At 59.7% G+C, this 9,550-nt stretch carries 7 protein-coding genes; 6 read left to right on the top strand and 1 reads right to left on the bottom strand.

Annotated features, from left to right (window positions below):
• Positions 1–457 (bottom strand): ImpA family type VI secretion system protein (locus tag B3520_RS05070; protein WP_286875550.1); only part of this gene is annotated, 457 nt, incomplete at its 3' end.
• Between the two features lie 488 nt (positions 458–945).
• On the opposite strand from B3520_RS05070, the gene tagH reads away from it, so the two are divergent.
• The 6 genes from tagH to tagF form a co-directional block, all read left to right on the top strand.
• On the top strand, positions 946–2,454 hold the full coding sequence (tagH, locus tag B3520_RS05065) for a type VI secretion system-associated FHA domain protein TagH (protein WP_286806261.1): 1,509 nt from the start codon (positions 946–948) through the stop codon (positions 2,452–2,454).
• Positions 2,455–2,498: 44 nt separating this feature from the next.
• On the top strand, positions 2,499–2,993 hold the full coding sequence (gene tssJ, locus B3520_RS05060) for a type VI secretion system lipoprotein TssJ (RefSeq protein WP_123639126.1): 495 nt from the start codon (positions 2,499–2,501) through the stop codon (positions 2,991–2,993).
• A 42-nt stretch (positions 2,994–3,035) separates the two neighbouring features.
• On the top strand, positions 3,036–4,370 hold the full coding sequence (tssK, locus tag B3520_RS05055) for a type VI secretion system baseplate subunit TssK (protein ID WP_286875548.1): 1,335 nt from the start codon (positions 3,036–3,038) through the stop codon (positions 4,368–4,370).
• A gap of 29 nt (positions 4,371–4,399) precedes the next feature.
• Positions 4,400–5,296: a type IVB secretion system protein IcmH/DotU gene (gene icmH / locus B3520_RS05050; protein WP_286806265.1), complete on the top strand. Its 897-nt coding sequence runs from the start codon at positions 4,400–4,402 to the stop codon at positions 5,294–5,296.
• 21 nt (positions 5,297–5,317) lie between these two features.
• A complete protein-coding gene (tssM, locus tag B3520_RS05045) occupies positions 5,318–8,857 on the top strand; it encodes a type VI secretion system membrane subunit TssM (RefSeq protein WP_286875546.1) in 3,540 nt (1,179 codons plus the stop codon).
• Positions 8,857–9,550, top strand: a 694-nt coding sequence (gene tagF, locus B3520_RS05040; protein WP_286875545.1) for a type VI secretion system-associated protein TagF, incomplete at its 3' end; no start/stop codon positions are given. The genes tssM and tagF, both read left to right, overlap by 1 nt.

Here is a 9,550-nt window from a genome sequence, read left to right as displayed (position 1 = left end):
TCGGTGCGATCAATACGCCCTCTGCCCCCTCACCGTTCAGTCCGGAGAGAGGGGCCACGCGAGTTTCCAGGCCGTCTTCGTCCGGTGTCGGGTAGAGGTTCTCCCAGTATTGTTCGACCAACCCGCGAATCAGTGCGAACGCATCGCGCAAGCCCTGAAAGCCCTGTTTGCGTACCAGGGCTTCGGTGTACCAACTGGCGACTTCGAGATCCTTGGCTTCTTCCTTGAGAATTTTGGGGGCCAGGTTCAGCACTTCACGCCAATGGTGGTCGGCCTCCTGGCTGTCACCGTCGTGTACGGACTTGCGTTCCGCCGCTCGGGCGCTGGATCGTTCGCGTTTGAGTGTCTGGTAGGTTGAGTTCGGAGACGCACTGGCGCGAGGGTCTGCACCCGAGGGTGTATCCTCAGCGATAGGGGCGAGTAAATCGTCGAGCTCAATGATATGGGGTGAAGCCATTGCCTGTCTTTCCCTATGGTGTTCTGCTGATTCCTGTCACTGCCGGCCTTGAGTCACATCGACTTTAACGGCTTTTTTCTGGTCTGATGCAGACATTCCGCGAAGGAATGAAGGTAGTCCGTCACATAAATAAACATAACAATCCGTTGTTGGCTATTCGCTGGAGATGGAGAAAGCTACCACAGCGCGATTAAAAAATTAACTGTTTACGAATCGAATGCCAAATATTTTTTTGTTCCGCGTCGAAAAATGTGACCGAGTGCAATATTTTTGATTCTGTTTCAAAAAAAATATGGTGTACAATCCGTTTCCATCACAGAATGGCCGGCGCATCGCAATGGCGTGGCTCAAAAAATTTTGTGATCTGCGCCAGGGAATGTCCTTCGGGCAACGAAGGGCGAACGCCGCATACAGTCTCCTGGCTCGACGCCCAGACGGCTCAGCCAATGGAGCGTAAAGAAAACGGACACTTTCGGGATGATAACGGAATGAACTTACAGCTAAGGATGATCAAAACGCCAGAAGGCGCCTCTCTTCCCCAACAGCAATTTTCATTCGATCAGCACGGCGGAACGATCGGGCGCGGTCCCGATAATCACTGGGTTCTGCCGGATCCCGACCGGATCCTGTCGGCTCGGCACTGCGAGTTTACGGTCGAGCAGGGACGCTTCCAGTTGATCGACCACAGCACCAACGGCACTTTTATCAACGGTTCGTCAGAGCCTTTGGGCAAAGGCGTGGTGACGACGATCAATCACGGTGATCAGGTTGAGATAGGCGACTACACGTTCGCGATCGACCTGTTGAATGTCGAGGCCGGCTCGCTCGATGCGTCGCCTTTTGCGACAGAGCCCGCGCCAGAGGAACATCCCGCCACGCCTTTTTCCGTCGATGATCCCTTTGCCTGTGATCCCTTTGATGCCGGTCCGGTCGCCGACCCGTCCCGAGATTCCCTGGATCCTCTGCAGATGCTGGATGGCGCATCCGGTGCCGAGCGCGAACCCTGGCACAATGAGTCCACAGCACTGTATCCCGGCCCTGGCGAAGGGGCCTTCTCCGATTCCGAATCGAAGTGGCAGGATCCGTCCGTCGACGCGATCCACTGGCCAGAGGCCCATCAGGAACAACTGATTCCCACCGACTGGCTGGAGCCTTTGGAGCGCGAGCCCGACTCCGCCTCCCCGCAGCTCGACCGCGAGCCCGAGTGGGCGGCCGCCCCCCAGCCAACGGATGCACAACTCCGGGATGAACCCGCTGGGCATGACGATAACGCGGCACAGGAAATACCAGGGCCTGTCGTCACGCCTCAGCCTGGCAAGCGCCCGAGCCTGGATCGCCCGACTCCGGTCAGCCGCGCTGAACCTGTAGAGGTTACGTCCACCCAGCCGTCCGCAGACTCCATGCCACCCCGGACATCGGAAACGCTATTTTCCGCCATGGGAGTGGATCTGGACCGGCTGAGCCCGGAGGCGCGAGTGGAGCTGGAGCCGCTGATCGGCACCATGATGCGGGAGGTGATTGAGGGGTTGATGCAGGTGTTGCGCTCTCGGGCCAGCATAAAAAACGAGTTTCGGATGAATGTCACCACCATTCAGCCCGTGGAGAACAATCCACTCAAGTTCTCTGCCGATGTCGATGAAGCGCTAGAGAATATTTTTGTGCGTCGAAGCCAGGCGTACAAGGAGCCTTTGCAGGCCATTCGCGAGGGATTCCAGGAAATTGCGGAACACCAGTTGGCAATGATCTCCGGTATGCGTCGAGCGTTTGAGCATATGCTCAAGGAGTTCGACCCGGATCGTTTCGAGGCCAATGCGAACAGCCAACAGAAACCCAGCGTCATACCGCCCGTACGCAAGGCGCGCTATTGGGACAACTACCGAGCGCACTACCGGGGCCTGAGTGACAATATGGAGCGCTCTTTTCAGCAGATTTTCGGTGACGAGTTTGTCCAGGCGTATCAGGATCAGTTGCGTCGCCTGTCTGCCCTGCGTCCTTGAGCGGCGTCGCGATAATCGACCGGTAACGATAGGAGAGATGAATTATGGAACGGTTTGATTTACTTCGTAGGCTTTTTCCGGTTCTGCTGGTGTGTTGGTTGACCGCCTGCGCGAATCAGGAAAGCCGCGTCGGGGGTATGCTCAAGTTACAGACCGATGTCAGGCTGTCCATTGACGCGCGCGCGGACATCAATCCCGATCACAGCAACGAGCCCGCGCCAGTGGTGCTGAGGTTTTACGAGCTGACCGCCGAACAGGCGTTTGCTGACGCTGACTTTGTGCGTCTGTATGAACGTGACTCGGCCGTGCTCGGTGATACGTTGGTACGTCGACGCCAGCTACCCGGTGTGGTCCCCGGCGAGATTCGGGACCATGAGCTGGTACTCGATGCGAACACGCGCTATGTCGGCATCATGGCCGAGTTCTATCAGTACCAGCGCGCCGCCTACAAAGTCGTCATTCCCGTTACCGCGCGCAACGTGTTCAGGGATGTCATCAAACTGCAGATCTCGGGTAACCAGTTGTCAGTGCTGAACTGATTGGAACCCACAATGAACCGGCAACAATAGGGAAGATAGATCATGTCGTTGAGCAGCAAAGTCATCTGGTCCGAGGGGATGTTTCTGAACCCTCAGCACTTTCAGCAGTACGACCGCTACGTCGAACGCTACATCGATGCCAAGTGCAGTGCCCTGGGCGCCTATGCCTGGGGATTACAGGCATTGGAGCTGGATCAGGAGTTGCTCAAACTGGGCAAGCTGTCCGTGTCCCGGGGGCGGGGCGTGTTCCCCGATGGTACTCCCTTCAATTTCCCCGAAGTGGATGATGCGCCCGGGGTGCTCGAGGTTCCCGAAGGCGCCCACAATACGCTGGTGTATCTTGCGGTACCGGTTCGTCGGCCGGGCGCGGTGGACGTCTCCCGGGAAGATGATGCACAGGCCCTGGCCCGCTATTACGTGTCGGAAGTCAGTGCGCGGGATGTCACCTCGGATGGCGGAGATACCCGTCCCGTGGATGTGGGTAAGCTCCGGTTACGCCTGATGCTCGAGTCCGAGGATCTCAGCGGGTATGCCTGTATTGGCGTGCTGCGCATTGCGGAGGTGCGCGATGACCACAACGTGCTGCTCGATGAGCAGTACTTGGCCACCTGTCTCGATTGTACGGCCGCCCCCAGACTCGCGGGCTTTCTGCCCGAGTTATCGGGGATGCTGCATCATCGGGGCGAGGCAATTGCGGGCCGTCTGGCGGATGCCCGCCGGGGCGGAACCGCGGAAATCGCCGACTACATGATGCTGCAGATGATCAACCGCTATGAACCCCTGATCGCCCATCTGGCCACGGTGCGCAATCTGCATCCTCTGGCGCTGTTTCAGCAACTGCTGCTGATGGCCGGAGAGTTGTCCACCTTTGTCGCCAGGGAGAAGCGGCCACCGGAGTTCGCGCCGTACCGGCACGATCAATTGCAGGCCACGTTTTTGCCCCTGATGACCACCCTGCGCAGCTACCTGTCGATGGTGTACGAGCAGACCGCCATCGGTCTGCCACTTGAGGAAAAGAAATATGGTATCCGCGTGGGTACCATTCCCGATCGCTCGCTGCTTTCTTCGGCGGCGTTTGTGTTGGCGGTGCGCGCCGATATCGCCGAGGAAACCCTGCGCTCGCGCCTGCCGGCGCAAATAAAGGTGGGTCCGGTGGAGCGTATCCGGCAGTTGGTCAACGCCGCCATGCCGGGTATTGCCATCAAACCTTTGCCCGTGGCGCCGCGGCAGATTCCCTACCGGTCGGGATACGCCTACTTTGAGTTGGATCAGCACAGCGCCTTCTGGCGGGAAATGGCCAGCTCGGGTGGCTTTGCGTTGCACGTGGGCGGAGACTTCCCCGGCCTGGAAATGGAGTTCTGGGCGATTCGCCAATAGCGATCGCCTCTCGATATTGAGGAGCACCCATGGATTCTCCGGACAAAACGGTCTTTCGCCAGCCTCGCCCCGGTGGCGATCGCACCCGAATGAAACCAGACGTGAACACCCCGCGCGCTGCGGCCGGAACACCAGAGCCGCGTGCGCCTTCACCGGTTGATTCACCCGCGCCACCATCAGCGATGGACCTGCCTCCTGAGCCTCTGGTTGCCGGTCGGGGGCTCAATCCTCTGGTCAGCTCCGCCAATACGCTACTGCTGGTATTTGGCAAAGTCCGCCAGTCGGCACGCCACACTGATGTGCGCGGTCTGTACCGTCAGTTGACCCAGTCGATCCGGGAGTTCGAAGTGGAGGCCCGGGACCGGGGCTATCCGCCGGAGATTGTGCTGGCGGCCCGTTATGTTCTCTGTTCGGTTCTGGATGAGGCGGTACTCAATACCCCCTGGGGTAGCGACAGTCCCTGGGCGCAGCGGACTCTGCTCAGTGCGTTTCACAATGAAACCTCAGGGGGTGAGAAATTTTTTCAGATCCTGCAGCGCATGAACCAGGCCCCATCCCAGAACCTGGACATGTTGGAGTTGATGTATTTGTGCCTGAGCCTGGGGTTCGAAGGGCGCTACCGTCTGGCAAACCGCGGACGCGATGCCCTGGAGCAGATCAAAGACGAGCTCTACCGGACCATCCGCCGGTATCGCGGCGAGCACGAACGCGCGCTGTCGCCACGTTGGCAGGGACTCGGCCGGACCTCCTCAACCCTGGGAGAATCCATTCCGTTGTGGATCTGGAGTGCTGCCGTGGCGTTGCTTCTGGTGTTGATCTTTTCCGGTTTCCGGTACTGGCTTTACACCAATTCCAACCCCGTTGTGGAGCAGCTCGATACTGTCAATGAGCAGATTGAAACCTTTTCCAGGGATTCGTTTGAGTAGACCAACAGGGAACCGATGGTAATGATGAAGCGGATTAAAAATACCTTGCTCCACCCGGTCACCTTATCGCTGGTGGGTGTCTTAATTCTGGCGCTGCTGGTCTGGTTTGGCGGACCCCTGATCAAGTTTGGCGATGAAAACGCGGCGCCCCTGGCCAGCAGCATCACCCGACTGTTGGTCATTCTGGTGTTGCTGGTGCTGTGGGGGCTGAATAACCTGCGCCTGCAATGGCGGGATCGCCAGCAGAATCAGGCGATGGTGGACGACATTCAGCAGAGCCAGACCAACGCAACGGACTATGTCAGTAGTCAGGCGGCCGAGGATGTCCAGCAGATTCAGCAGCGCTTTTTCGAAGCGCTGGCCGTGCTTCGGCAGCGTCGTTTTCGGGGCCGTGCCAACAAGAGTCGAGCCTTGTATGAGCTGCCCTGGTACATCATGGTGGGCCCGCCGGGTGCGGGCAAAACCACCGCGCTGGTGAACTCCGGGCTGGAGTTTCCCCTGGCCGAAAAGTTTGGTGCCGGAGCGCTGCAGGGCGTTGGCGGAACCCGACACTGCGATTGGTGGTTCACCAATGATGCCGTGCTGGTGGACACCGCGGGACGTTACACGACCCAAGACAGTCACCGGGTGGTGGACAGTTCGGCCTGGGAGGGGTTTCTGGGGCTTCTGAAAAAGCACCGCCGTCGCCGGCCGATCAACGGCGTGATTGTCTCGATCAGCGTGCAGGATCTGCTCACCCAGACCGAAGAAGAGCGCGCCCGTCATGCTCGCACCATTCGCACCCGCATTGATGATTTGATGAGTAAGCTGGAGGTGCGCTTTCCCGTCTATCTCATGTTCACCAAGTCGGACCTGATCGCGGGCTTCAATGAGTTTTTCGAAGACCTGGGGAAAGACGAGCGTGAGCAGGTGTGGGGCCTCAGCCTGCCCCGCGCCGGTTCGGTGGAGTCGGCCCCGGACTTTGAGTTTATTGACGCCGAGCTTCGTCAACTCGAAGCCCGACTGTACGAACGTCTGATCTGGCGACTTCATCAGGAACGCGATCCCCAGCGTCGGGCCGCCATCGAGCATTTTCCGACCCAGTTTGAACAACTCAACCGCCTGGTCAAGGGGTTTGTCGAGCAGACCTTTGCCCCGAATCGCTATCGTTACCAGCCGTTGTTGCGCGGCGTCTATTACTCGAGCGGCACCCAGGATGGCACGCCGATTGATCGCCTGGTCAGTACCGTGTCGGCACAGTTCGGGTTTGGGCGCGAACCGGCCGCACCGGGGGTGAATCGGGGTAAAGGCTTTTTCCTGGGACGGCTCTTTCAGGATGTGATTTTTCCGGAGTCTGAGCTGGTGGGCACCAATCCACGCTATGAACGCTGGCGGCAGTGGGGGCGGCGCTCGGCTTACGCGGCTTTGGCGGCCAGTGTCGTGGGTCTGATGATGGTGTGGACAGGCAGTGTCAGTCGCCACGCCTCTGATATGGAAGATGTCCGCTCGCACCTGTCCCGCTTCGAGCAGCGACAAGGGGATGGTTACGGTCCGGCAGCCCCCCGAGCGCACCTGCCAGCGCTGACCGCCCTGGCTCAGGCCAGTTCTGTATACGACCGGGACGCACACCCGGTATTGACCGGCGTCGGCCTCTACATGGGACGCATCGATGAACGCGCCGATCAGGCGTATCAGCGTTATCTGCGCGGCCCGTTCACTCAGGCATTGTTGCGGGAGCTGGAGCAGGCGCTGCTGAATACCGAAGATGATCTGCAGTTGTACAACCAGTTCCGGGTGTACCAGATGTTCGGGGATACTTCGCGCATGGAAGCCCCGCAGGTGGTCGAGTGGTTTACCCGTCGGTGGGCCGCTACGGTGGAGCGCGAGACTCAGACCTCGTTGCGGCACCACCTGGAGGGGTTGCTGGCCCTGGAGTTGACGGATCAGGCGCTTAACCAGCCTCTGGCCCGAACGGTGGCCCAACGCCTACTGCAGGTTCCGGTCGCTCAGCGAGTCTATAACCGGATTCAGAGCGAGCCGGAATTTCAACGTCCGGTTGATCTGCGGGCTCAATACGGCAATCAGTTGACCGCGGTATTTGAATTGCCGGCGAACGCCCGGGATGCGATTCAGGTGCCCTGGATGTTCACCCGCGAAGGCTACAAGTCCATCGACCTCTCACCACGATCGCCGGTACTGCGTGAGCTGGTCAATGACCGCTGGATATTTGAGAGCCTGGAGCAGAGTGCCCAGACCATGACTGAGGACGACCTCGGGGAGCTGAGCGAGCGGGTGACCGAACTGTATCTGCGCGACTACATTCGCACCTGGGTGGGAGTACAGCAGGCACTTTCCATTGATTCTTTCGCCAGCCTCAATCAGGGCAGCGAGCGGTTGGCGCGTGCGGCGGACCCACTGTACTCGCCCCTCTTGCGGGTACTGGAGGTCAGCGCCGCGCAGACGCAGTTGACCAACCCCGAGCTCAAGGAAAAGGTGGCCGGAGCGGGTCGTAGTCAACGAACCAGTATTGCGGCCGGTTTGATTGCCTCGCAAATGGACTCCACCGAAGTGGATCGCCATTTCAGTGAGCTGCATCGGTTGATGGCGGGGGATGCCGGTCAGGCACCCATTCACGCGGTGCTTGGGGAGGTGCGCAAGCTGAGTGATTTCGTGCAGGACATCCGGATGTCGCCGGACCCCCAACGACGCGCGTTCGAAATCGCCCGCGCGCGCTTTGCCGATGGCGAGGGTAATCCGGCCAGTCAATTGCGAAGCTATGCGCGCAACCTGCCCCAGCCCCTGGAGCAGTGGCTCAACGGCCTGTCACGGGAAACCTGGCGGAGTATTCTGATTGAAGCTCGAGGGCATGTCGTCAACGAGTGGCAGGCCCAGGTGTATCAGCCGTATCAGCGCATGGCGGCGGGCCGTTACCCACTGGTGGGCGGTGTGGATGCGGAAATGTCACTGTACGACTTCAGTGAATTCTTCAAGCCGGGCGGGCTGCACGAGCGTTTTGTACAGCAGTATATCGAGCCGTTTGTTCAGACCCGGGGGCGGTGGCACAACCGGCAGGTGGATGGTTACGGCCTGGGGCTTTCGGCCAGTGCCTTGGCTCAGATCCGCCACGGGCAGGCGATCACCGAACTGATGTTCCGCTCGGGGGAGTCCTCCCCGCGACTGAGTCTGGAGTTCAAACCGCAAGACCTGGCCAAAGACAATGCCCGCTTTATTCTTGATATGGGCGACCAGACCCTGTCGTACAGTCACGGGCCCAAGTTCTGGCGTCGGGTTGACTGGTCGGGTGATCAGGCGGAACGCCGGCTGCGTCTGGTGTTCGAGAAGGTCAACGGGGGCGCCAGTGATCGGGTGTACCAGGGGCCCTGGGCCTGGTTCCGAGCGCTGGATGATGCTCAGGTGCAGAAAACGTCTCGCTCGGACGTCTTCCACCTGACGTTCTCCAGCGCCGCCGCGGATACCCGTGCGGATCGGAACACGATGGTGTATGAAGTGCGCACCCAAAGCGTCGACAATCTGTTGACCAATAATCCCCTGCGCCGATATCAGTGTCCGGAGGTGCTGTGATGAGTGCCAATGGCGTCGTTGGTTTTTTCGGTAAGCTGCCCGCCCACGGTGATTTCATTCACCGGGGGCTACCATCGCAGTGCGTGAATATCTGGGATGACTGGTTACAGTCTGTAATCGCTGCGACTCAGGAGCAGTTGGGCGAGCACTGGCTGGATGTGTATCTCACCAGTCCCATCTGGCGATTTGCGCTCTCTCCAGGCGTGATAGACGGCCAGCTTTGGGCCGGAATTTCTCTGCCCAGCGTGGACCGGGTCGGTCGTTATTTTCCGTTCACCATCCTGGGCTCGGCGCCGGCCAATACCCCGGCCACGGTGGCGTTGACCGCCGCCGATGTCTGGTACGAATCGCTGGAGTCTGCTGCCCTGGCTGCGCTCGACGGCCAGATTCAGATCGATTCACTGGCGGCCCGTATTCAGTCCAGTCCCCTGCGGGTCAATGCGGAGTACACCCGACTAGCGTCCGGCTCGGGCGGTGATCGTATCGTCACACTTCATGAAGAGCAGGCCCGGCCCGAGCAGGTCTATCCCTACCTGTTGGATGCGGCCCTGTCGGCGACCATGCCGAGCTACAGCATCTGGTCCACCGCGGGATCTGATCGGGTCGAACCCTGTGTCGTTACGGCGCGGGGTTTGCCGGCGGTTTCAGGGGTGGCCGCCATGTATACGGGGCAGTGGCGGGACTGGCAGTGGG

This window comes from Marinimicrobium sp. UBA4509 (assembly GCF_002388575.1).
Taxonomy (GTDB): domain Bacteria; phylum Pseudomonadota; class Gammaproteobacteria; order Pseudomonadales; family Cellvibrionaceae; genus Marinimicrobium; species Marinimicrobium koreense.
This window is presented reverse-complemented; position numbering and strand designations above follow the sequence as displayed.